22 protein-coding genes are annotated in these 23,361 nt (G+C 33.7%); 10 read left to right on the top strand and 12 right to left on the bottom strand.

Annotated features, from left to right (window positions below; all coding sequences use genetic code 11):
* Position 1: 1 nt before the first annotated feature.
* Complete coding sequence (locus tag BUR17_RS09810) at positions 2-1,480, top strand: trehalase family glycosidase (protein ID WP_074230105.1); 1,479 nt, start codon at positions 2-4, stop codon at positions 1,478-1,480.
* Positions 1,481-1,667: 187 nt separating this feature from the next.
* Positions 1,668-4,106, top strand: a complete 2,439-nt coding sequence (locus tag BUR17_RS09805) for a TonB-dependent receptor (RefSeq protein ID WP_074230104.1) — start codon at positions 1,668-1,670, stop codon at positions 4,104-4,106.
* An 88-nt stretch (positions 4,107-4,194) separates the two neighbouring features.
* Here the strand turns inward: BUR17_RS09805 and BUR17_RS09800 are convergent, their stop codons facing one another.
* A complete protein-coding gene (locus BUR17_RS09800) occupies positions 4,195-4,983 on the bottom strand; it encodes a hypothetical protein (RefSeq protein ID WP_143747552.1) in 789 nt (262 codons plus the stop codon).
* 46 nt (positions 4,984-5,029) lie between these two features.
* A complete protein-coding gene (locus tag BUR17_RS09795) occupies positions 5,030-5,668 on the bottom strand; it encodes an MBL fold metallo-hydrolase (RefSeq protein WP_074230102.1) in 639 nt (212 codons plus the stop codon).
* 61 nt (positions 5,669-5,729) lie between these two features.
* Here BUR17_RS09795 and BUR17_RS09790 point away from each other — a divergent pair, with 61 nt between their 5' ends.
* On the top strand, positions 5,730-6,941 hold the full coding sequence (locus BUR17_RS09790) for a type IX secretion system plug protein (protein WP_074230101.1): 1,212 nt from the start codon (positions 5,730-5,732) through the stop codon (positions 6,939-6,941).
* Between the two features lie 171 nt (positions 6,942-7,112).
* Here BUR17_RS09790 and BUR17_RS09785 read toward each other — a convergent pair whose 3' ends face one another.
* The 4 genes from BUR17_RS09785 to BUR17_RS09770 form a co-directional block, all read right to left on the bottom strand.
* Positions 7,113-7,379, bottom strand: coding sequence for a hypothetical protein (locus BUR17_RS09785; protein ID WP_074230100.1), 267 nt, complete (start codon positions 7,377-7,379; stop codon positions 7,113-7,115).
* Entirely contained in the window at positions 7,379-7,606 is a 228-nt protein-coding gene (locus BUR17_RS09780) for a hypothetical protein (RefSeq protein WP_074230099.1), read from the bottom strand. The genes BUR17_RS09785 and BUR17_RS09780 overlap by 1 nt, the downstream gene beginning before the upstream one ends.
* Before the next feature lie 215 nt (positions 7,607-7,821).
* A complete protein-coding gene (gene hemH, locus BUR17_RS09775) occupies positions 7,822-8,844 on the bottom strand; it encodes a ferrochelatase (RefSeq protein ID WP_074230098.1) in 1,023 nt (340 codons plus the stop codon).
* Between the two features lie 70 nt (positions 8,845-8,914).
* Positions 8,915-9,793, bottom strand: a complete 879-nt coding sequence (locus tag BUR17_RS09770) for a NifU family protein (RefSeq protein ID WP_074230097.1) — start codon at positions 9,791-9,793, stop codon at positions 8,915-8,917.
* 95 nt (positions 9,794-9,888) lie between these two features.
* Between BUR17_RS09770 and BUR17_RS09765 the strand changes: the two genes are divergently transcribed.
* A complete protein-coding gene (locus BUR17_RS09765; protein ID WP_074230096.1) occupies positions 9,889-10,470 on the top strand; it encodes a hypothetical protein in 582 nt (193 codons plus the stop codon).
* 3 nt (positions 10,471-10,473) lie between these two features.
* Positions 10,474-10,989, top strand: coding sequence for a gamma carbonic anhydrase family protein (locus BUR17_RS09760; protein ID WP_074230095.1), 516 nt, complete (start codon positions 10,474-10,476; stop codon positions 10,987-10,989).
* 160 nt (positions 10,990-11,149) lie between these two features.
* On the opposite strand, the gene BUR17_RS09755 is transcribed toward BUR17_RS09760, so the two are convergent.
* Positions 11,150-11,593 carry a hypothetical protein gene (locus tag BUR17_RS09755; RefSeq protein ID WP_074230094.1) on the bottom strand — a complete coding sequence of 148 codons (444 nt, stop codon included), beginning with the start codon at positions 11,591-11,593 and terminating at the stop codon, positions 11,150-11,152.
* A 65-nt stretch (positions 11,594-11,658) separates the two neighbouring features.
* Between BUR17_RS09755 and BUR17_RS09750 the strand changes: the two genes are divergently transcribed.
* The 5 genes from BUR17_RS09750 to ribB all read left to right on the top strand — a co-directional run bounded on the left by BUR17_RS09750 (position 11,659) and on the right by ribB (position 17,095).
* Entirely contained in the window at positions 11,659-13,785 is a 2,127-nt protein-coding gene (locus tag BUR17_RS09750) for a helix-turn-helix domain-containing protein (RefSeq protein ID WP_074230093.1), read from the top strand.
* A gap of 53 nt (positions 13,786-13,838) precedes the next feature.
* Positions 13,839-14,120: a hypothetical protein gene (locus tag BUR17_RS09745; protein WP_074230092.1), complete on the top strand. Its 282-nt coding sequence runs from the start codon at positions 13,839-13,841 to the stop codon at positions 14,118-14,120.
* Positions 14,121-14,222: 102 nt separating this feature from the next.
* Positions 14,223-14,645 (top strand): hypothetical protein, encoded by a 423-nt coding sequence (locus BUR17_RS09740; RefSeq protein WP_074230091.1) that lies wholly within the window; start codon positions 14,223-14,225, stop codon positions 14,643-14,645.
* Between the two features lie 102 nt (positions 14,646-14,747).
* Complete coding sequence (locus tag BUR17_RS09735) at positions 14,748-15,746, top strand: LLM class flavin-dependent oxidoreductase (RefSeq protein WP_074230090.1); 999 nt, start codon at positions 14,748-14,750, stop codon at positions 15,744-15,746.
* Positions 15,747-15,973: 227 nt separating this feature from the next.
* Positions 15,974-17,095 (top strand): 3,4-dihydroxy-2-butanone-4-phosphate synthase, encoded by a 1,122-nt coding sequence (gene ribB, locus BUR17_RS09730; RefSeq protein ID WP_074230089.1) that lies wholly within the window; start codon positions 15,974-15,976, stop codon positions 17,093-17,095.
* Between the two features lie 118 nt (positions 17,096-17,213).
* Here the strand turns inward: ribB and fmt are convergent, their stop codons facing one another.
* From fmt to folK, 5 genes are all read right to left on the bottom strand, one after another.
* The gene (gene fmt / locus BUR17_RS09725; RefSeq protein ID WP_074230088.1) at positions 17,214-18,161 is read right to left on the bottom strand and encodes a methionyl-tRNA formyltransferase; all 948 of its coding nucleotides are present in this window, start codon (positions 18,159-18,161) and stop codon (positions 17,214-17,216) included.
* A 153-nt stretch (positions 18,162-18,314) separates the two neighbouring features.
* Positions 18,315-20,216 carry a RecQ family ATP-dependent DNA helicase gene (locus tag BUR17_RS09720; RefSeq protein ID WP_074230087.1) on the bottom strand — a complete coding sequence of 634 codons (1,902 nt, stop codon included), beginning with the start codon at positions 20,214-20,216 and terminating at the stop codon, positions 18,315-18,317.
* A 78-nt stretch (positions 20,217-20,294) separates the two neighbouring features.
* On the bottom strand, positions 20,295-21,749 hold the full coding sequence (locus BUR17_RS09715) for an OmpA family protein (protein WP_074230086.1): 1,455 nt from the start codon (positions 21,747-21,749) through the stop codon (positions 20,295-20,297).
* A gap of 50 nt (positions 21,750-21,799) precedes the next feature.
* Positions 21,800-22,909 (bottom strand): flagellar motor protein MotB, encoded by a 1,110-nt coding sequence (locus BUR17_RS09710; RefSeq protein WP_074230085.1) that lies wholly within the window; start codon positions 22,907-22,909, stop codon positions 21,800-21,802.
* Positions 22,910-22,934: 25 nt separating this feature from the next.
* On the bottom strand, positions 22,935-23,348 hold the full coding sequence (gene folK / locus BUR17_RS09705; protein ID WP_074230084.1) for a 2-amino-4-hydroxy-6-hydroxymethyldihydropteridine diphosphokinase: 414 nt from the start codon (positions 23,346-23,348) through the stop codon (positions 22,935-22,937).
* Positions 23,349-23,361: the final 13 nt, after the last annotated feature.

The following is a 23,361-nucleotide window of genomic DNA, read 5'->3' as shown; positions in this document are numbered from 1 at the left end:
GATGAATAATCAACTATACATCAACGAAATTCAAACGCTTTTTGATGAGGTTCAAAGGTTTCAGATTTTTGAAGACCAAAAAACAATGACCGATGCGGTTCCATTATTTTCTGTTGCTGAAATTAATTCTAAATATGAAAATGAAAAAAATGCAGAAGGTTTTGATTTAAAACAATTTGTACTTTCTAATTTCGATTTTTTAGGAATTAAAATTTCAATTACAAGAGAAACACAATTACCGATTGATGAGCATATCGAAAAACTTTGGGACGAATTGACCAGAACAGCTTACGAAGAAAAAGGAACTTTATTAAAACTTCCAAAGCCTTATATTGTTCCTGGAGGGCGTTTTAACGAATTTTTTTATTGGGATAGCTATTTCATTATGTTGGGTTTGCAAACTTCCGGAAGAATAGAAATGATGGAAAATATCATTGAGAACTGTTCTTATTTAATTCAGACTGTCGGTTTTGTGCCGAATGCGAGCAGAACTCATTTCTTAAGTCGTTCTCAACCACCTTATTTTTCGTTAATGCTCGATTTGCTTTTTGAAACAACGAAAGATGAAAATATTTACATCAAATATTACGATACTTTAGAGAAGGAATATGCTTTCTGGATGAATGGTGAAAAAGATCTGGAGAACGGTTCAAGCATAAAAAGAATAGTGAAAACAGTTGATGGAGATATTTTAAACAGATATTTCGACGAAGAAAATGAACCGCGTCCCGAAAGTTATTTAATTGATATTGAAGATAGTGAAAATGCAAATGAAGAATTTTTCAGAAATATAAGAAGCGCCTGTGAATCGGGTTGGGATTTTTCAAGCAGATGGTTTGCAGACGGAGATACAATTCAGACGATTGAAACTTTAGATCTTGCTCAGGTTGATCTAAACAGTCTTTTATGGCATTTGGAAAACACTTTAGTAAGATCTTCATCATTTCAAAATTTATCTGAAAAAGAAAATTATTATTCAGAAAGAGCGACAGACAGAAAACAGATGATCGATAAACATTTTTGGGATGAAAACTCCGGAACTTATAAAGATTATCACATGAAAAAAAATATAAAAACTTCGTCTGAGCATATTGCAGCGCTTTATCCTTTATTTCTTGGTTTGGCGAGTGAAGATCAAGCAAAATCGGTTGCTAAAAATATTGAAGAAAAATTTCTTTATCAAGGTGGATTAGTTACCACGACCAAAAATTCCGGACAACAGTGGGATTTTCCAAATGCTTGGGCGCCTTATCAATGGTTGGGTTTTAAATCGATGAAAAATTATGGGTTTGATGATTTGGCTGAAAAAATTAAAAGTAATTGGTCTTCAAATGTTGAAAGAGTTTATAGGAATACCGGAAAATTAATGGAAAAATACAACGCTTTAGATATAGAAACTGTTGCAGGCGGAGGAGAATATCCCAATCAGGACGGCTTCGGATGGACGAACGGTGTTTATCTTAAACTAAAACGGAATTAAACATTAAGGAATTAAGATGATGAATTTCGATAAGAACAATTAAGAGATTTGACTTTGTCGAATAATTAAGCGCTTATGAAACATCTTTGATGTTTTCCTTAATTCAACTTAAAACCTTAAATCTCCTTAATGTTTTAAAAAAAACTAAAACAAAATTAAAAACAAACTATATAAAAACAATTTGGCTATGAAAAACAAATCAATTTTTTTGCTTGCCGGAATTGCTACGCTTTATTTCAATAATACGTATGCTCAGGAAACTCCACAGGATTCTACAAGAACTGCATCTATTGATCAGGTGGTAATAACGGGAAACTCAAATCCTAAAAAGAAAATAGAATCCAGTACTGCAATTTCTACGTTCAGTGCAAAGGAAATTCAGAAGCAAAACCCGATCAGTGCAGCAGCTTTGTTGCAAAGAGTTCCTGGTTTTGCCGTTGAAACTTCGGGTGGTGAAGTAGGAAATAATCTTTTTGCAAGAGGAATTCCGTCAGCTGGAGCATATGAATTTGTGCAGGTTCAGGAAGATGGTCTTCCGGTTTTTGAAGATGGAGCCTTACAGTTTGCAAATGCTGATAATTTTTTCCGTGTAGATAATTCTGTAAGTAGATTGGAAGCTTTGAGAGGAGGTTCAGGATCTATTTTTGCGACCAATTCTCCAGGAGGTTTGATTAACTTTATTACCAAAGAAGGTGGAAATGATTTCAAAGGAACTGCAAAACTGGAAACCAGTACTTACGGATTGATGCGTACGGATGTGAATGTTGGCGGAGCTTTGGTTCAGGATAAATTGTTTTTTAATGTAGGAGGTTTTTACAGAACAGATGACGGAATCAGAAAAACTGGTTTTAAGGCTAATCAGGGCGGACAAATCAGAATGAATCTGAAATATGTTTTCGACAAAGGATATGCAAAAGTGTATTACAAAAAATTAGACGACAGAAATACTTTCTATCTTCCAATTCCTTTGGTGCAAAATGGAAATGATCTGAAAGAATTTGCTGGTTTTGATGCCAATTATGGAACGTACAGCTACAGAAATATCAGTCAGTTAAATATTCCACAAGCGGGTGGAGGATTTTTCAGCAGAAATTTAGAAGACGGAATTCATCCGAAAGTTGATGTTTTGGGAGCTGAATTTAAATATGATCTGGGTGGGAATTTCTCTGTTTTAAATAAGACAAGATACACCAATATCAATATGAATTATACCGGAATTTTCCCTTCAGGAGGACCAACTTCAGCTGCAGATTTTGCAAGAAGTTATGGAATTACGGGAAATAATTTCCAATATTCTTCCGTAAGTTCTGGTGCAGTTATGAGTCCGGCTTTTGTTCAGAAATTAGGTTTCTGGGCGATCGATAAGCAGATGAATAATTTTGTAAACGACTTACAGTTCAGTTATAAATTTGATAAAGGAAATGTAACGGCAGGTTTCTATAAATCTAACTGGAAATCTCATCAAAATTGGAACTGGAGCAATATTTTAGCAACTGCTTCCGATAATCCTGAGTTGTTAAATTTAGTTGATACTTCACTTACGCCGAACAGTACAGGTTATTCTAAAACATACAATGGAGTTACAGAAATGTCTTTCCTGTTGAGGGATTCTCAGGTTCAGGGAAGTTTGAATGATCTATATGCGAACTTAGATTACAATATCACTGATCAATTAAGTTTCAACGGAGGAATTCGTTACAGTCGTGATTTCTACAAAGGTTATGGCGTAAACACCACTTCAGGAAATTTAAATAATTCAGGTTTAACGACAGACGGAACGCATAGTTTCTTAACGACCACTGCAGATGATAACATGTCCGTTTTGGGAAATAAATTCACCTATTGGAATTATGATGTCAACAGAGTTTCTTTTACAACGGCTTTAAATTATAAAATTAATTCAGAAAATGCGGTGTATGCTCGTTTTTCTAATGGTTTCAGATCTCCGAATGAAGAAGCGTATTACAATAATATGACGGATCTTTCAGCGATAAAACCAGTAACGACCAATCAGTTGGAAGTTGGATATAAATATTACTCAAGAACGTTTGATATTGCGGTGATTCCGTTCTATTCTACGTTGAAAAACCTATCATTTACCGATGTTTTCTCTGATGGAACTTCAGAAAATAAATTTGCCAACACCACCAATTTTGGGGTGGAATTAGAAGGTTATGCGAGATTATTTAATAATTTATTGGAAGTAACTTTTAACGGAACCATTCAAAATCCGAAATACAAAGATTTTGTAGGAAACAATGCAGATGGAACAACATTTAATTATGATGACAACACGGTAAGAAGAATGCCTAAGTTTTACTTTAATATTGCTCCGGCTGTGAATATTACAAAGCAATGGAGAGCGTATGCAAGTGTAAATTATTACGGAAAACGTTTCCAGGATGAGAAAAATGCGCAAACATTGCCATCGTTTTCAGAAGTAGGAGCGGGAACTTCTTATCAGCTTGGAAAAATCAGATTTGCGGTTGACGGAACAAATATCTTCAACACTATCGGAATTACAGAAGGTGACCCAAGAGCAGGATCTCCATCGGGAGACGGAACGATTATGGCAAGACCGATTATGGGGGCAGCTGTAAGAGCTTCGATTACTTTAGACTTTTAAATTAGTTTCTTCATAAACAATAAAACCGTCAGAGAGTTTCTGGCGGTTTTATTTTTTTTTAATCTGTTAAAAAAAATCTTGTGATTATCTATTTTCCACTTGGTGAATCAAGAATTGAAGTTTCACTTATAAAGGTTTTTTCTACAGATTTGTAGGGGATTTTGGTTCCGAAATTCTTCTTGTAACTTTCATTCTCGACCGATATTTTGGCATCTTGAATTTTTTTCAGTGTTTCAGCTGCCGTCAATTCTTTCTGTTTTATATATCTATCAACACCAATATAATAGTCTTTACTTTGTTTTGTAAGTGTTAAGGTCACAGGTTGTAAAATAGAATCTATATTTTCGATGATATAGTAATAATTATACTTTTTATCCATTGGAAATGTATAATTTATAGCATCAAAAGGATAGCTGATTTCATATTTTACTTTATTTTTATTGGCGGGAATGCTAAATGTAAGCCAGTTAGACTCATCATTTTTTTTCGTAATTACATATTTATTTTCTCTCAATTTTTCATCAACGTTAAAAACGGGCTGAAATTTTTTCGGAGAAATAGTATCTTTTGAAAAGTTTATGAAAGCATAAGTTTTAAGAGGTCCGTTTAAATAACCAAATAGGTTGATGGTAGTTGTTTCCTTTTTATTTTCATCAGATTTTCCATAAACCTCAATAGGAGGAATTTCAGATTTAATCTCAATTAATTCTATATTTTCCTTATCAATTTCATTCCATTTTCCATTTTTCCAGCTGCCATATTTGAAAAAATAAAATTTGTTGTCAGGTAATATAAATAACGAATAAGTTGGTATGTCTAAACCTTCGTCATCCATTTTGTAATATCCTACAAATTGTGCATTTACTCTTGTTATCAAAAAAACAAAGAGAAAAAGTAAGTAATATATTTTTTTTGATGTCATTTTATCTCAAAAATGGATTATACTGTTTCTCAAAACCAATTGTTGTAGGGTTTCCGTGACCTGAAAAAACCTGCGTTTCATCATCCAAAACAAAAAGTTTGGTTTTAATTCCATCAATTAATTGATCATAATTTCCTTTGTACAGATCTGTTCTTCCGATGCTTCCTTCAAACAAAACATCACCGGAAATCATAAATTTTTGAGTTTCATTATGATAAACCACGCTTCCCGGAGAATGTCCCGGAACATGATAGATTTTAAATTTTTCTCCATCAAAATCCAGTTCATCACCTTCATTGATGTATTCGGTATCAACTTTTACTGCAGGAATCTGAAAGCCAAACCTTGCTCCGCTTGCCTGAAGCATATCTAAAACTTCCTGATCTTCCTGATGCATCGTTACAGGTATTTTAAACGTATCAAAAGCCCATTGGAGACCCAAAACATGGTCAATATGAGCGTGAGTCAATATGATTTTTTCAATCTTCAATCCATTTTCTGTAATGAAACTTTTGATAGCTTTGGTTTCCTGCTCATTCATATTTCCCGGATCGATCAACCAGGCGTTTTTATTTTCATTAAAAAGAACATAAGTATTTTCACTTGCAAAATTGAACACGAAGGCCTGTATTTGAAACATATTCTGAATATTTTTTTATCAAAAATACAATATTCTTTAGAGATTCGTTATCTTCGTCATAATGAAAACGTTGCAGATATTTTTACTCAGTTTAGGTTCGCTGGCTTTCGGGCAGAACATTCAAAGTATTCAGTTGTTTAATCCTCAGACCAATGACGAAACGCCGGTTATCACGATGAATCAGCAATTGGTATTGAGTTTTGACGATTTAACCAATTCAAGTGAATTGTACCGTTACACCATCAAACATTTCGACAGAAACTGGGAAGATGACAATCTTTTTTTTAGTGAAATTGCCAATGGTTCGATGAATGCTTTGCTGGATCAGTTTCAGTATTCTTTTAATACGCTTCAGGCTTATACTCATTATACTTTAAAGTTTCCGAATGAGAAAATGCAGCCAAAAATCTCAGGAAATTTTGAATTGATTGTTTACAAAAGTTCGGTAGATCAGCCGCTTTTCAAAAGGAGGTTTTCTATTGTTGAAGAAAATGTAAATTTAGCACTGAATATTTCAAGAATTGCAGACGCTAAAAATCCAAATATCAACCAAAGGGTAGAAGTACAGGCTGTTTCAAAAGCCGGAGATCTTACTTCGAATGTAAATTCAATGACACTTACCGTGATGCAGAATAACAACCCGAATATGAAGATTACGAATCAGAAACCAAGCGCAACGATGGGAAATCAATTACTTTTTCAACAGTTGGGTCTTGCTTTTCCCGGAAATAACGAGTTTTATTATTTTGATAATAAAAACATGAAACTTGCAGCAGATATGGTTCGTGAAACTGGAATTGTTGACGGAGTTAACCAAACGTATCTTCATCCGGTTTGGGCGTATCCTTTAAATTACCAATATCAACCGGATGTAAACGGAGCTTGGTATTACAGAAGAAATGATTTGGGATTAGAAAGAGATGCGGCTCGTGAAGCTGATTATGCTTGGGTGCATTTTTCTTTAGATTCTGATTTGATGGATAAAGAACTCTATGTTGTGGGAGGGTTTAATGATTTTAAAGCGACCAAAGAATTTCAAATGCATTACGATGAAGCCGCTAAGAAATATGTTGCTAAAATTTATATGAAGCAAGGTTTTTACAATTATATTTTAGCGACAAAAGAAGCGAATGGTTCTTTAAATTTAGGTGAAATTAACGGTAATTTCTGGCAGACGGAAAATCTTTATCAGGCATTTTTATATTACAAACCTTTCGGTAGAAATTATGATGGTTTGGCTGGATACGGAGAATTCAGAACACCGGTAAGGTAATATTGTATGTATTTACTTTCTGAAATTTAGATTATAATTTAAAATACAAAACCTTCCAAACTTGCACATTCGGAAGGTTCTGTTGAAAGTGTTTAATGCCTTAAGAGAAGACATCAACAGAAAAATTAAACTATATAATAATGTCAAAAAAGTTCTATACTAAAGGCATTCTTAATTGCTTTCCTTAAAAACTGCCGTTATAAAAAGACTGTCGTTGTCTTCAAATAAATAATAAATCTGTACAGGGAAATTTTCCGTTTTATAAACCTGAAGTTCTCTGTTTTTTATATCTAATTTTTGGTAATCGCTCAAAATTGTATTGATCGATTCTTTTAAATCATTCAGGAAATCTTTGTCTTTATTTTGCTCTTCCGCATTGAAAACCCGCATCAACATTCTAATGTCATTTTTTGCAATTGATGACAGTAAAACTTTCATTATGCACAGTTTTTTTCTAATTCAGAAATGTTCTCAAAGAAATCAAGTTTTGTTGCTGGGTTCTCTGTGTGAAATTCAATTCTGCTAGAGACCTCATCCAACTGAAATTGTTGAATACTAGATCTTACAGCGGTATCTAAATTATCAACGATCTTAATGAATGCTTCTGCAAGTTCCGGAGTGAAATTTTCAATCTTCTTTTTTAATATTTCTAAACTTGTGTTCATTATTTGTAAAAATTTTAAGTAACCCTATCTTTTGATAGAGTAAAAGTATGAAAAAATATTAAAATACAAAACCAACCCCTGTTAAAATTGTAATTATTTTTAAAAAATATATTTTTATTTTATTTTGATTGTTTTTTTAGGGGGTATTGTTGAAAATAAATAAAAAAAAGACATCTGATTTCTCAAATGTCCTCTATATATTTTAAAAATAAGATTTAAACTAAATAAAACTCATTAAGCTTTTCTTCGCACAGTATTTTTACCACATCGATCCATCGGTCTTCATCATTCAGACAAGGAATGTAATGGAAATTTTCACCACCACCATGCTCAAACTGATGTTTTCCTTCTACAGAAATTTCTTCCAAAGTTTCAAGACAGTCAGAAACGAAAGCCGGACAAACAATAGCAAGGTTTTTAATTCCTTTTTTACCGATTGTTTCTAAAGTTTCATCAGTATAAGGCTCCATCCACTTGTCTTTTCCTAATCTTGACTGGAAAGTAACCATCACTTTTTCTTTCGGTAAACCTAATTTTTTAATCACAGAATTGGTCACATCAAAACATTGATGGCGATAACAAAACTGATGACTTGGATTGTTTTCTCTGGAACAACAGTCGTTCAAATTGCACGTATTGGTAGGGTCGGTCTTATAAATATGTCTTTCCGGAACTCCGTGATAAGAAAACTGTAATGCGTCAAAATTTTCAGGAAGTTTTTCTCTGATGCTTTCTGCAAGACAGTCGATGTAGATCTCTCTATTGTAAAAAGGTTGAATGTAATTGATTTTAATTCCGGGGAATTTCTTTTTTCTTACTTCCTCTGCTTTTTCAATCACCGTTTCTGTTGTACTCATCGCATATTGCGGATACAAAGGGAAAAGGACAATTTCCGAAACTCCCTGATCAACTAATTTTTGAATTCCAGCTTCAATACTTGGTTGTGCATATCGCATCCCGATTTCTACCGGAACATCAACCAGCTTTTGAAGTTTTTTCTGAATTCTCTGAGTGATCACAATCAATGGAGAGCCTTCATCTGTCCAAACCGTTTTGTAGGCTTCTGCAGATTTTGCGGGTCTTGTATTTAAAATAATTCCCTGCACCAAAAGTGCACGGAAAAACCATCGGTAATCAATTACCTTTTCGTCCATCAAAAACTCATCAAGATATTCTCTTACATCGGGTACAGACGTTGATCTTGGTGAACCGAGATTGACTAATAATATTCCTTTCATAAATATAAGTAATGAGTAATTGGTAATGAGTAATGCATTGCTGATTGCACATTACTCACTACTAATATTTTTATCCGTTTACAGCTTCTACGTGTTCAACTAACTCAGGAACGAATTGTTTTAAAATATTTTCAATTCCTCCTTTTAATGTTGCGGTTGAACTTGGGCATCCTGAACAAGCACCTTGTAGCAACATCTTTGCCGTTTTGTTTGCAGCGTCGTATTCCATCAAAGAAATTTTTCCACCGTCGTTTTCTACGGCAGGAGCGACGTATTCATTTAAAATATCTGAAATTTTCTGCTCGTCATCAGTATACTCTCTGTTGATGATCTTTTCTACAGGATTTTCGTGTCTTTGAGATTCAATATTAGAAATTTCACCTCCGCTTTGAAGATATTCTGCAATATAGCCACGAACAGCCATCATTACTTGATGCCATTCCACAGAATTATCTCTGGTAACAGCTACGAAATTGTCTGAAATAAAGACTTCCTGAGCAAAATCAAATTCAGTAAAAATCGCTTGTGCTAAAGGAACTCCTTCAGCTTCTTTTCTTGATTTTACTTCCACAAAACCATCCATCAGCATTTTGCTTGAAACAAATTTCATTGCATTAGGGTTCGGAGTCATCTCAGCATAAATCTGAAACATCTCTTTTTTCTTCTGAAGATAAATTCTCGGGTTGGCCAAAAGCTCGTCTTCAATTACATTTTTCAGACTTTCTGCAACATGTTCCCATTCTACAGTATCTTGTTTTGCAACTGCTACAAAATTAGCAGTGATGAAAACTCTTTCAACAAAAGGATAATTAAAAAGCTCTTGTGCCAAAGGAATTTCTGATATATCTGAATCTCTGTCCAACTCTAAAGACCCCGGAATCAAGTTGTAATCAGCTACAAATTTCATCACTTTTGGGTTTTCGGTAGGTTCTATAAGTATCGTACGCATTTTTTCGTTAAATTTGAGAGTACAAAAATACGGATAAGAACTGGGAAGTTAGAATTTGAGAGTTAGATTTTAGCTATGAGTTTAATTTAAATGTTATGGGATTAAATTATTCTTTGGGAATTACTTTTAATAATGAAAAAGATGCGAATTTTTGCTGTAGCGAATTTCAAAATCAGAAAATTACTTTACCAAACGGAAATTTTGTAAAATTGTTTCCATCTGTTTCTGAGCATGCTGATAATAATAAATTGAAAGAGAAACTTTACGTTTTATGCGTATTAGTAAATGGTTTAGGGAATGTTGATATAGATTTAAGTTTATTCGAAATTTCAAATTATTATACAATCAGAGATTTTTTTTACCAATACATTAAGAATCTAAAAGTTGATTTTGAATTTACTCATTTTGAACTTGAAGCTGCAGATTACTTAATGTGTGCTGAAGATATGACAAATGATATAGCTTTCCTTATAAAGAATTCGTCTGAAGGAGATGAAAATCTTCAAAAAGTTACAGGAATTGATAAGTTTAAATTTCTATCAAAAAGATACATAGACGGGATTGTTATTCATTCTAAAAATTATAATAAACTTACAACAAATACTCAATCAGAATTTCAAAATTTTAAACCTAATTATTATTGGCTTCCAAATAAAGAATTTAAATTTTCAAAATAAAATATGGCACTTATAAAAGAACTTCTAGGAAAGGCACCGCAAATTGGTGAAAATACATTTTTGGCAGAAACAGCAACGGTTATCGGAAATGTAACGATGGGAAAAGATTGTAGCATTTGGTACAATGCAGTGATCAGAGGCGATGTACATTATATTACGATGGGTAATAAAGTGAATGTGCAGGATAATGCGATGTTGCACTGTACTTACGAAAAATTTCCTTTAGAGATTGGAAATAATGTTTCAATCGGTCACAATGCAATTGTTCACGGATGCAGAATTCACGACAATGTATTAATTGGGATGGGCTCTATCGTAATGGACGACTGTACAATTGAAGAAAATTCTATTGTGGGTGCAGGTTCGGTAGTAACTCAGGGAACACATATAAAGTCTGGTGAAGTTTGGGGCGGTGTTCCTGCCAGAAAAATTAAAGATATTTCTGCGGCGCTTCTGGAAGGCGAAGTGAATAGAATTGCAGACAATTATGTGAAATATTCTTCTTGGTATAAGGATTAGTATTCACTTATTCTAAATAATATTTCTTATTAATAGAGAGGGCTTTAGCCAAAACTTTAAAAAGGTCTGAAACAAAATAATTTCAGACCTTTTTTTAACTTCTTTATATATTTTTGAAATTTGAATTTCAAATTTCAATCTGTTAGCTATCAACTATCGACTAATATACCAAAACTGCTTTTTCAGCTTGACATCTCACACCTGTAGGTTCTGCTGCCATCATACAGTCTGATGTTATACCATATTTTTTATTGAAATCAGACATGGTTTGTGTGTAATGCTCAATTTTTCTAAGAACTGAAGTTTCCAATTTTTTGGGATAAGCAATATATGAGATAGGTCCTCCGCAAGCTTTAGCTCCCATTGGTGCGAATGTCCATTCAGAAGCTGCAGTGCATTTTTCTTTTGCGATCTCAGATTCGATGATGCTTTTTAATTTATCCAGATTGGCTTCATCATATTTTTTGCTGCTTTCATCTGCAGGTCTGTCTGCGATATCTATGGGTAAATTTGTGCTGTTGCCAGAATTCGAAGAGGCACATGAACTGATTGTAAATGCGCTGATTAACGCAATGGTTGAATATTTAATGATCGAGTTTTTCATAAATTAATTTTTTTTAAGCAAATCAAAGTTTATGCCTATTCACATTTTCCGTAATTTTGCAAGCGATGAACAATCATTTTTTTGACTTAATTGAATACACCAGCCGAAGTGTTTTTCTTACAGGAAAAGCAGGAACGGGGAAAACTACATTTCTAAACGAATTTGTAAAGAAAACGAAAAAAAAGCATATTGTTGTAGCGCCCACGGGAATTGCTGCAATCAATGCAGGCGGAGTTACCATTCACTCGATGTTTGGTTTGCCTTTGCGTACTTTTTTGCCGACAACAGATCGTATCGACAGTAGTTTGGCCAATAATATTATCGATCTTCAGCAGCATTTCAAATACCGAAAAGATAAGCTTAAATTATTAAGAGAAGTTGAGGTTTTGATTATTGATGAGGTTTCGATGCTTCGTGCCGATGTTTTAGATATGATGGATTTTTCTTTGAGATTTATCCGTAGAAATAATCAGCGTTTTGGTGGCGTTCAGATGTTGTTCATTGGAGATCTGTATCAGCTTCCACCGGTGGTGAGAGATGAACATGTCTTGAAAATGTTTTACAATTCGCCTTTCTTTTTCGATAGTTTGGCGATTAAAGATATTCCTTTATTGACGATTGAATTAACAAAAGTTTACCGTCAAACCGATCAGGAATTTTTAGAAATATTAAATGCAATTCGTGACGGAGATGTTGCCAATATCGATTTTAATCATCTGAACGAAAGATATGATCCGGGCTTTGAGGCGGGAGAAGAACCTTACGTTTATCTCTGTTCGCACAACAAAATGGCAGACGATATCAATCAGGAAAAACTGAAGGATATAAAAGTAAGCCCCAAGTCTTACGAAGCTAAACTTTTTGGTGAGTTTAAAGAAAATCAGTTTCCGAATGAGCAGTTTTTAGAATTAAAAGTTGGAGCTCAAGTCATGTTTATCAGAAATGATATTACGGGTGAAAAGAAATATTTCAACGGTAAATTGGGCGAGATTTCTTCTTTAGATGAAAATGAAGTAAAGGTTATTCTTGAAGGAAGCGAACGTGAGATTACCGTAAAAAGAGAAGTTTGGGAACAGAAAAAATATTCTCTCGATACCGATAAAAATATTAAAGAAGAAGTTTTGGGAAGCTTTGAGCAGTTTCCAATAAAATTAGCTTGGGCAGTGACGATCCACAAAAGTCAAGGTTTAACGTTTGATAAAGTGATTATCGATGCCGGAAAAAGTTTTACAGCGGGTCAGGTTTATGTGGCGTTGTCGCGTTGCCGAACTTTAGAAGGAATTGTTTTAAAATCGCAAATTACACCTGAAGTTATTTTTAAAGACAACCGAATTCTGAAATTTCAGGGCGAAACGCAGGCAAATGATAATGTTGAAAGCATTTTAAATCAGGAAAAATACGATTACAGCATCAGAAAAGTGCTTCGTACAGTAGATTGCCAATGGTTTTTAAAAGAAGTGGAGCAGTGGAATAATCTTTCAATTGTTACCAAAAGTATCGACCGTACAAAATCGAATCAGCTGTATCTTCAGTTGAAACGGGATGTACTGAATTTAGGTAAAATCTTCGAAAAACTGGAGCGTATAATTTTCCAGAAAGTCAATTTATTTATTGAAAAGAAAGAAGATTGGAGCGAGATTGAAAGCAAATCAAAAGGTGCGGTCAATTTCTTTTTTACTGAGATCAGAGACAAGGTTTTTAATCCGCTGAAAGAATTTTATGCAGAAATAAAAGGTGCAAAAGGTTTAAAACAATACAATGAAGAGCTTAAGAATTGGCTAGAAGATATTGAAGAATATCTGAACAGTCTAAAAGAAATTCATTTGCTGGAAACCAAACTTCTGGATGAAAAAAACGATAAGGAAGTCAGCATGAAAATTGCAAAAGTTCCGTCTCAGGTTCTTACTTTCCAATTGTTTGAACAGGGAAAAACAATTTCAGAAATTGCCATGGAAAGAGGTTTGGTAAAAGAAACTGTGATCGGTCATTTGGCAAAATTTGCAGAACAAGGTTTGTTGGATATTGCGAGAGTGATTACTTCCGATAAGATCAAAGCGTTTAAGGAAATATTTCACAGAGACCCTAAAGAAAATCTAACCGATTGGAAAGCTGCTTTACCAAATGATTTTGAATTTAATGAAATAAGGATTTTGATTAATCATTTTACGTATCAGAAGGAGAAAAATAATTAAAATAAAAAAAGAATACTTTCTTAATATAATATTAATACACTAAAAGCTAAAAGATGACCAAAAAACAAATGAAATATATAAGACAAGGAAGCTATATATATCTTGATGGAAATGTTCAAGAAGTTGGATATAATTTATTAAAAGACATTGAATCTATTTTGTATTTTGATAATGATGATAAAAATAATTTATCTAATAGATTAGGATTTATTCATTTGAATGAGAAATGGTTTGAAGATTTTGGTCTGTATCAAAAATCTGGCGGATATACAGATTCTAACTTACTTCAAAAAAGCGATTCAAATATTGTAAATGTAGATGATGTTTATCAATAGGAAGGTTACTCTTTCGAATATGTTCATGAATTACAAAATCTATACAGGTCATTGACTGATCGATCTTTGAATGTTAAATATCCTGAAGAAGTAGAATTTAATATGAAGAAAGGTAATATTGTTTTCGCTGAAATAATGCCCAAAGTTAGAGTGAAATTTAGGATTTCACAAATTGAGGGAGACAATGTAAAAGGATTTACAATTGATCATGATTATGATGCTGAAGAAATAAATATTGAGAAAAAACAACTTTCTCCAATATTAATTGATGAGTCAAACTTAAAATTAATTGAGTTTGTAAAAAAAGATGTTTCTGAGCTTAACATTACAAATAATTCAGGTTTTGTTATTTTTGAAAAAAAAGATTATCTGATTGGTTCTAATTTATCCTCTTTATATGCATTATACCTAATTCCCTATAATGGATATGTCGAACTAAATTGTTATAGTGATCGAATAGTATATTTACATGAACTTCAAAATCATTATGATTCTTACAGAGAGTATAAAGGTTCATATAAATAATTCCCAATAGTTTTTCCCACAACACACCAATCAATTCCATCAATTACAAAAAGTAACTAATGCAATTTATTAGCCTTAACTTTGCTTGGTTAAATTTAATAAATGAAAAATTTTAATATATCCGTGCTTGATTTGGCTCCTGTAAAACAGGGGAAAACCATTCACGATACTTTTCAGGACAGCTTGTCTTTGGCAAATCACACTGAAAATTTAGATTATAAAAGATTCTGGCTTGCCGAACATCACAATATGGAAAGTATTGCCAGTTCCGCAACTTCAGTTCTGATTGGTTTTATCGCCAACGGAACAAAAAAAATAAGAGTCGGTTCAGGTGGAATTATGCTTCCGAATCACAGTTCGCTCGTTATTGCCGAACAATTCGGAACTTTAGAATCTCTTTTTCCGGGAAGAATTGACCTTGGTTTGGGAAGAGCTCCAGGTACTGATGGTTTGACGGCTCAAGCTTTGGGAAGAAACCCGACCATTATCAATGAACAATTTCCGAGACAGATTTTAGAATTACAGAAATATTTTTCAAAAGAAAATTCAAACGCTTTGGTTCGTGCAATTCCCGGTGAAGGTTTAGATATTCCGATGTATATTCTCGGTTCTAGCACAGACAGCGCTTGGTTGGCTGCAGAATTGGGACTTCCGTATGCTTTTGCGGGACATTTCGCTCCCGAACAAATGGATATGGCTTTTAAAATTTACAGAGAGCATTTTGAGCCTTCAAAATATTTAGATAAACCTTTTGTTTTGGCTTGTGTGAACGGAATTGCCGCAAAAACTTCTGAAGAGGCGCATTTTCTTTCTACGACATTGTTTCAGGCTTTCATCAATATTATCAGAAACGACAGGAAACCTTTTCCTGCACCGATTGAAGATATGGATACGGTTTGGTCAGCAATGGAAAAATCAATGGTTTTACAAAAACTGAAATTTAGTTTTATTGGAAATCAGGAAGAAATTGCTGAACAGATTAAAAACTTTCAGGAAAAATATCAGGTGGATGAATTGATGATTAATTCTCATATTTATGACCATCAAAAAAGACTGGAATCGTATGAGATTATTAAGAAAGCTACAGATTCTTTATTCTAATTTTGGTTCCCACGGATTTCACGGATTTACACAGATTATTTGAGAATAAAGAAAAATCAAAGATTTTTAAATCTTTTTTCAAAATTTTAAGCTAAAAACTAATGTGACTCCTATGCTAAAATGCTTTTGTGTCTTTTGTGGTTAAAATTTATGGCTTAAAACAAACCACTCATATTAATTGTTGATGCTTATTTTATTGAGTATCTTTGCGAAAATTTAAAGTAAAAATGTCAGATATTAAACTAAATACTATTCCAGAGGCGATTGAAGACCTTAAAAATGGTAAAATAATCATAGTAGTAGACGATGAAGACAGAGAGAATGAAGGTGATTTTCTTTGCGCTGCCGAATTGACAACACCTGCCTTAATTAATTTTATGGCAGTTCATGGTAGAGGGTTGATTTGTATGCCTCTTCCAGAAAAAAGATGTGATGAATTAGGTTTGGATGTAATGGTAAGCCGAAGCAGCGATCCTAAAGAAACTGCTTTTACCGTTTCTGTTGACCTTTTGGGTGACGGAACTTCTACCGGAATTTCTGCAGGAGACAGAGCGAAAACTATTTTAGCTTTGATGGATGAAAAATCTAAACCGACAGATTTTATGCGTCCCGGTCACATTTTCCCGCTTCGTGCAAGAAAAGGTGGTGTTTTGAAAAGAGCAGGTCACACTGAAGCTGCGATTGATTTAACGAGCTTGGCTGGTTTAAAAGAAGGTGGTGTAATCTGTGAAATTATGAACGAAGATGGTTCTATGTCTCGTTTGCCGGATCTGCATGTTTTTGCTCAGAAGCATGATATGAAAATTGTTTCTATTGAAGATCTGATCCATTATCAGCTTAAAAAAGGAAACTTGATCGAAAGAATTGAGGAAAGAAAAGTACAAACTGCTTATGGCGAATTTGATTTCTGTGCTTTCAGAGAGACTTCAAACGACCAGATTCACTTTGCTTTAACAAAAGGATCTTGGACGGTTGATGAGCCAGTTTTGGTAAGAGTACAATCTTCTGATTCTTATTTTGATGTTTTAACCAGATTGAATAACGGTGAAAAACCATTGTTGGAAAAAGTAACATCAATGGTGAATGAAGCAGGTAAAGGAGCAATTATTTTCATCAATAATGTTTCAAATTCTGAAAATACACTAAGAAAATTACAGCAGTTTTTAAATTATCAGGACGGTCAGCAAAAGCATCCGACTGCAGCATTTAATTACAGAGATTACGGAATCGGAACTCAGATTCTGAAAAATTTAGGAATCAATAAATTTAAAGTAATTACTCAAAATCCTAATATAAAACCTCAGGTTGGAGGTTATGATGTTGAGGTGACAGAGATGGTTCAACTTTAAAATGTGAATGATGAATTGTCAATTTTGCTTCGCAAGTGAATTTTTTATTTTCTTAAATTGACAGCGTAGCTAATTCACTATTGACAATTGACTTAATAATAAAAATGGCTTGAGTAAATCAAGCCATTTTTATTTCGTCAAAACTTCTAAAGCCGTTTAGAAAATCTTTGACATTCATTCTTTTTTTACCTTCCAATTGCAATTCTAAGGGAAAGTAAACTCCGTCTTTGGTATAGATTTTAAAGTCATTTTTAGAAATCTCTAAGCTTCCAACAGGTTTTCCGTGCTCTGAAACTTCGAATTTTCCATTGTATATTTTTAATCCTTTTTCTTCTTCTCCAATTTTTAAAGTGGTGAAAGCAGCAGGATAAGGTGACATTCCTAAGATAAACTGATGAACTTCTTTTGAATTTTTCGTCCAGTCGATCCTTGTGTCTTCTTTGAAGATTTTGTAAGCATTTTTTGGATGTTCAACTTCGGGTTGAGGTTTTTCAATGATTGAATTTTCGGCTAATCCATCCAATGTTTTGACCACTAATTTTGAACCCATTTCCATTAATCTGTCATGAAGACTTCCTGCGTTTTCATTTTCCAAAACCGGAATTTCTTCCTGCAATAAAATATTTCCTTCATCAATTTTTTCATTAATAAAGAACGTCGTTGCGCCTGTTTTTTCTTCGCCATTAATTACTGCATAATTAATTGGAGCAGCACCTCTGTAATCAGGAAGCAACGAAGCATGAAGGTTGAAAGTTCCCATTCTAGGCATTTCAAACAAAACTTTAGGCATCATTCTGAAAGCAACAACAACAAAAACATCGGCATCCAATTTTTTCAATTCCTCTAAAAATTCAGGATTTCTTAATTTTTCAGGTTGAAAAACAGGAATATTATTTTCTACAGCAAAAACTTTTACAGGAGATTGATTGATTTTTTGTCCGCGTCCGCTTGCTTTATCTGCAACGGTTACAACGCCTACAACTTCATGATAAGATTGGTGAATGGCCTCTAATGCAGTCTTTGCAAACTCGGGAGTGCCTAAAAAAACGACTTTCAATGATTTCATGATGCAAAGATAATCTTTGTTGATTTAAATATTTAAAGATTGAATAATTTAAACATTTTAAAACTGAATGTTACTAACGGTGTCATGCTGAGCGAAGTCGAAGCATCTCTCATAAAGCAGATTTCTCCCTTCGTCGAAATCACAAAGATGCGTTTACACTAAACTATAGGTTCTAAAATTCAGCATTTTTACTTTTCCGGAATCTAATAAGAAAATAAGATTTTCTAAAATATTTTCTTTAGAATGAAACTGTAGCTGTATAGAAATTTCTTCAACGGTTGCGGGCTTTTTATTTAAAACTTTAATGATTTCCAAAGAAACATTTTTGCCAAAAATAGATTGCTTATTTTTTTCACAAACGGTACATTGTCCGCAGTTTTTAGTGTTTTTTTCGCCAAAATAGGAGAGTATCAATTTCATTTTGCAGTATTGATTGTCTTCGATGAAAAATTTCATCTCTTCCCATTTCTGGATTTTATTTTTTTGAATGTGTTCAAAAAGATTCCAGTATAATCCGTTGATGGCTCTTTCGTCTCGTGGTTTTAGAAATTTTACACTCGCCAAAGCTCCATCAATATATTCCAAATAATTTTTCTGCTGTAATTCTTTCAGGCGTTCTTTAATCAGATGAACGCTTACTCCTATTTTATTGCTTACATTCTGCTCGCTAAACATTACTTTGTGTGTAGTAATTCCTGAAATAGAACGTAGAAGAAGTTCAATAAAATAAGCATCTTTCTGTGGAAGCTGATCAATTTCATCAGGTTTAATTAAAAGCTCAAGTGACGACAAACTTTTATTACTGTTGTGAAAAATGATTTCCTGAGTGTGAAGGAAATTCAGAACATTTTTAATCTTAGCTGTTGAAAGTTTAGTAAAACTCTGGATTCCTGAAGTATTTAATTGAAAAACCTTTTCGGGAAGCTCAAATTCAGCCACCTGAAATTTAGAATACAGATAAGAAATAATTTTTAAAAACTCTGCTTTATTGGGAATTTGATTTCTTAAAATCTGATCAAAATTTGAAATTTCCTGCTTATTCCAAAGCATAAATGCATAACTTTTTTTGCCATCTCTTCCTGCACGACCGATTTCCTGATAATAATTTTCAATCGACTGAGAAGGGGAGAAGTGAATGACGAAACGTACATTGTCTTTGTCGATTCCCATTCCAAAAGCGTTGGTTGAAATAAGTACATTTTGATCACTGCTGTTCCAGAAATTTTGTCTTTCGTTTTTCTCTTTTGTTGATAAACCTGCATGGAAATAATCCACATTCTGAATTTTATGTCGGTGAAGAAATTCGGTAAGTAATTCTGCGTCTTTTCGGGTTCTCACATAGATAATTCCCGATTCTTTAGCATATTTAAGGATGTTAAAAACTTTTTGATACTTGTCTGAAATTTCTTCAGAAAATAGTTTAATATTGTCTCTTTTAAAACTTTTTTGAAAAATCTTAGGATCTTTAAGCTCAAGCTTAGTTTTAATTTCCTCTAAAACTTTTGAAGTCGCTGTTGCTGTTAATGCAAGACATGTAATTTCAGGATTGTTTTTCCTAAAATCTTTGATATTCTGATAACTTGGTCTGAAATCTTGTCCCCATTCTGAAATACAGTGCGCTTCATCCACCGCAATAAATGATAGCTGAATTTCTTCAATTTGCTGAAGAAAAAGTTTATTGGTGAGTCTTTCAGGTGAAACGTATAATAGTTTTGTTAAACCGTCTTTGCATCTGTTGTAAATAACTTCGGCATCAAACTCATCCAGTTCCGAACTTAGATACTCTGCTTCAATTCCTCGGAATTTTAATTGGTTAACCTGATCTTTCATCAACGCCAATAAAGGTGAAATGACAAGACAAGTTCCTTCTTGTAATAAAGCGGGAAGCTGATAACATAATGATTTTCCGGCGCCAGTGGGAAGAAGAACTAAGGTGTCTTTTCTGTTGAGAACAGAATCAATAACCGGCTCTTGAGAATCTCTGAATTGATCATAACCCCAAAAATGCTTAAGGGTTTTATTTTTAAGTTCATTAAAATCTTTAGCGGAAATCATAAGGTAAATGTAAGGAAAGTATTGAAACAAAAAAAGCCACGCAATGCATGGCTTTCATTTTATAATAAGAAGTTTTTATTATTTAGCTTCGAAATAAACTCTTCTGTTTGCTCTGTTTTTCCATTCAGGACATTTAGTAGCAGGATCACACTCTGGGTATTTAAGGTCTTTTTCACCTCTACCTACAGCGTTTAGTTTAGAAGAATCTACACCATTTTTGATTAGATAATTTTTTACACTGTTTGCTCTTCTTTCAGACAATTTTTGGTTGTATTCGTCAGAAGCTCTGGTATCAGTTGCTCCAATTACAGTATAAGTACCGTTTGAAGAATTGATATAGTTTACAGCGTTGTTAAGAATTGGTGTGTTGTTTGGTAAAATTCTGTCAGAATTTAAATCAAACTCAATTCCTTCCATGTTGGTTACCGTTTCATCGATTGGTCCTACCGGAGTAGTTGGCGTCAATGGACAACCTTGATTTTCTACAGGTCCCGGAACTGTTACACATTTATCGTGAAGATCGATTACTCCATCTAAATCTGCATCAAGAGCTACACCAGCACCGTCAACTCTTGCTCCTGCAGGAGTATCAAGCTGTCTGTCCCAATCGTCGCAAACTCCGTCATTATCGGCATCTCCTTTTTTACAAACTTCAATATCCTGGTTTTTATTAGCCAAAACATCTAATTTGTAATAAATCTCCTGCAATGGATCATGCCACATTAGGTGAGATTCGTGTTTTCCTAATTTTAAAGATAGACCAATGGTAGCGTTAAAGAAGTTGTCAGAAACCTGTTCTTCTCTTTGATTAATAGCGCTGTATTGAGCTCCACCACCGTCAAATTCATCATCACCTGTGTAAACATACATTAGTCTTCCTTCAAGATCTAATCTTCTGTTTACTTTAAATTTAAGACCGGCTCCAGCTTGTCCAAAGAAAGAACCAAATTTAAATGGTTTAATCTCTGTCATTAATCTTTGTCCGTTTGCATCTTTTTGATATGCTCTATAGGCAATTGTACCAATACCTGCATAACCATGTAATGCCCATCTGTAAGTAGATTTGTTATCAACTCTTCTTAAAAGATTTGAAAAGTTAATATCACCTAATAACGAGATTGCATCATATTGTGTTCTTGCACCTACTTCATTTAAATTAGCAGAAGGGGCAGGATCTTTTGTATTAAACCAACCTTGTCTGGTTTCTCCTCTGTCGTATTGTAAGTTAATTCCGAAAGCATGGGTAATTGCTTTGTCAACACTTACATAAGCAGAATAACCAAAAAGGTTTTTACCGTTACCGTTTTTAATAGACGTTAAATCTCCTGATTGCAGTAAGGGAACCCCTGCACCAAATGAAACAGCCCAATCATTAAATCTTTTAGATTTTTGAGTGAAAGGTGAGACATTGGCAGAACCTGAAGAAAATGTATTTGGATACTCGTCGGTAGAAACTACGGCTATTGAATCTTGTGCATAGCTCACTGTAGGAACAGCTAATGCTAAGGCAACAATTGCTAAACTTAATTTCATAGTATGTATTTTTATTTATTTAGTTAATTAAATGAATTTTTATTGAATGCTTAGTTCACAGGACAACCATTGTTATCAGGAGATCCTGGAACGGTAACACATTTGTCGTATAAATCGATGACCCCATCAAGATCCATATCCAATGCTACACCCGCACCGTCAACTCTTGCTCCTGCAGGAGTATTCAGCTCTCTGTCCCAGTCATCACAAACGCCATCATTATCATTGTCTCCTTTTTCGCATACAACTAATTCGTTGGCTGTATTTTCAAGTACATTAGTTCTGTAATAAACTTCCTGCAAAGGATCATGCCAAGCTAGATGAGACATATGTTTTCCTAATTTAAATGATACACCTAAATTAACCGTTAACATATTATCTGATCTTTTATCGTTGATCATATTATACTTAGAGTTGGCGCTGCTTGCAACATAATCTGCAGGCTCTGCCCAACCGCCACCATCGAACTCATCATCACCACTGATAATATACATCGCTCTGGCTTCGATATCAATAAGTTTTGAAACTTTATATTTCAAACCTGCACCAAATTGATAATAAAATGAACTGATGTCAAGCTTTTGATCAATAAATAATGGTACTCTTCTAGGTGAATTACTCCATCTAAATTCATCATTATCATGTAAAGATGTTTTGAAGTTCATTAAACCAACTCCTCCATAACCATGAAAAGCCCATCTGTAAGGCGAGTGGTTATCAACTCTTCTCAAAAGATTTGAAAAGTTAACATCTCCTAATAAAGCAATTTGATTGTATTTTGTTTTTGCAACTCCTACACCGGCTAGTTGTCCACGTGCGCCATCCTGCATTCCTTTTTGGTTTGTTTCACCTCTTTGATAGGCTATACTTATTCCAAAAGTGTGCGAGATTTGTTTGTCTATACTCACATAGCTGTTGTATCCCCAGTTTACCTTTTTGTCATAAAAAGAAGTAAGATCTGAGTTCATCATAAATGCTGCACCTCCACCCACAGAAATAGACCAATCGTTGAATCTTCTTGCTTTGTTGTCAAATTTTTGAACATTTGCAGAACCAGAAGAAAATGTATTGGGATATTCGTTTGTAGAGTTAACGGAAATACTGTCCTGTGCATAGGTTGCCATAGGCAAAATGGACAATAATAATAAACCTAATTTCATACAATTGTTTTATGTGTTTGTTTTTTTAAATAAATTCTTTTAATAATATCTTAGAAAATTCCCTTTCAAAAAGATGTTTGTTATGAGGGATTTCTAACCTTTCTGATATAAATTTTAACTCATCATACTTCACAATATCAATGTCGATTATTCTGTCTGTGTAAACTTTCGAAACTGAAGAATCAGTAAGCCGACCCATTTCAATTTCTATTTTTTTCACGTAATCAAGCAGTTGAATAGGTGATAGGTGAGTAGATATTATTGTTGCAATATTACAAAAAATATTACAACTGGCAAATTCTACGGGTTCTGAAGTCAAATATTCACTCTTTTTTAATATTGTACAAGCTTCACTTATTTTGGTTAAAGCGAGGTCAATATTATTTTTTTGATTGCCAATGTTACTTCCGAGTAACAAAACCACCTTATGTTGCGACATATAGAAAAATGAT

Origin of the sequence: Chryseobacterium scophthalmum, assembly GCF_900143185.1 — a bacterium.
Taxonomy (GTDB): domain Bacteria; phylum Bacteroidota; class Bacteroidia; order Flavobacteriales; family Weeksellaceae; genus Chryseobacterium; species Chryseobacterium scophthalmum.
This window is presented reverse-complemented; position numbering and strand designations above follow the sequence as displayed.

What these genes read in the sequence shown, in the direction of transcription:
- BUR17_RS09735 (WP_074230090.1), top strand. Translation starts at nt 14,748, where the DNA reads ATGAAAAATTTTAATATATCCGTGCTTGATTTGGCTCCTGTAAAACAG.
- BUR17_RS09785 (WP_074230100.1), bottom strand. Translation starts at nt 7,379, where the DNA reads ATGAAAGTTTTACTGTCATCAATTGCAAAAAATGACATTAGAATGTTG.
- BUR17_RS09760 (WP_074230095.1), top strand. Translation starts at nt 10,474, where the DNA reads ATGGCACTTATAAAAGAACTTCTAGGAAAGGCACCGCAAATTGGTGAA.
- BUR17_RS09805 (WP_074230104.1), top strand. Translation starts at nt 1,668, where the DNA reads ATGAAAAACAAATCAATTTTTTTGCTTGCCGGAATTGCTACGCTTTAT.
- BUR17_RS09810 (WP_074230105.1), top strand. Translation starts at nt 2, where the DNA reads ATGAATAATCAACTATACATCAACGAAATTCAAACGCTTTTTGATGAG.
- BUR17_RS09710 (WP_074230085.1), bottom strand. Translation starts at nt 22,909, where the DNA reads ATGAAATTAGGTTTATTATTATTGTCCATTTTGCCTATGGCAACCTAT.
- BUR17_RS09715 (WP_074230086.1), bottom strand. Translation starts at nt 21,749, where the DNA reads ATGAAATTAAGTTTAGCAATTGTTGCCTTAGCATTAGCTGTTCCTACA.
- fmt (WP_074230088.1), bottom strand. Translation starts at nt 18,161, where the DNA reads ATGAAATCATTGAAAGTCGTTTTTTTAGGCACTCCCGAGTTTGCAAAG.
- BUR17_RS09720 (WP_074230087.1), bottom strand. Translation starts at nt 20,216, where the DNA reads ATGATTTCCGCTAAAGATTTTAATGAACTTAAAAATAAAACCCTTAAG.
- BUR17_RS09755 (WP_074230094.1), bottom strand. Translation starts at nt 11,593, where the DNA reads ATGAAAAACTCGATCATTAAATATTCAACCATTGCGTTAATCAGCGCA.
- BUR17_RS09780 (WP_074230099.1), bottom strand. Translation starts at nt 7,606, where the DNA reads ATGAACACAAGTTTAGAAATATTAAAAAAGAAGATTGAAAATTTCACT.
- BUR17_RS09770 (WP_074230097.1), bottom strand. Translation starts at nt 9,793, where the DNA reads ATGCGTACGATACTTATAGAACCTACCGAAAACCCAAAAGTGATGAAA.
- BUR17_RS09740 (WP_074230091.1), top strand. Translation starts at nt 14,223, where the DNA reads ATGAAGAAAGGTAATATTGTTTTCGCTGAAATAATGCCCAAAGTTAGA.
- ribB (WP_074230089.1), top strand. Translation starts at nt 15,974, where the DNA reads ATGTCAGATATTAAACTAAATACTATTCCAGAGGCGATTGAAGACCTT.
- BUR17_RS09795 (WP_074230102.1), bottom strand. Translation starts at nt 5,668, where the DNA reads ATGTTTCAAATACAGGCCTTCGTGTTCAATTTTGCAAGTGAAAATACT.
- BUR17_RS09765 (WP_074230096.1), top strand. Translation starts at nt 9,889, where the DNA reads ATGGGATTAAATTATTCTTTGGGAATTACTTTTAATAATGAAAAAGAT.
- BUR17_RS09750 (WP_074230093.1), top strand. Translation starts at nt 11,659, where the DNA reads ATGAACAATCATTTTTTTGACTTAATTGAATACACCAGCCGAAGTGTT.
- BUR17_RS09790 (WP_074230101.1), top strand. Translation starts at nt 5,730, where the DNA reads ATGAAAACGTTGCAGATATTTTTACTCAGTTTAGGTTCGCTGGCTTTC.
- hemH (WP_074230098.1), bottom strand. Translation starts at nt 8,844, where the DNA reads ATGAAAGGAATATTATTAGTCAATCTCGGTTCACCAAGATCAACGTCT.
- BUR17_RS09745 (WP_074230092.1), top strand. Translation starts at nt 13,839, where the DNA reads ATGACCAAAAAACAAATGAAATATATAAGACAAGGAAGCTATATATAT.
- folK (WP_074230084.1), bottom strand. Translation starts at nt 23,348, where the DNA reads ATGTCGCAACATAAGGTGGTTTTGTTACTCGGAAGTAACATTGGCAAT.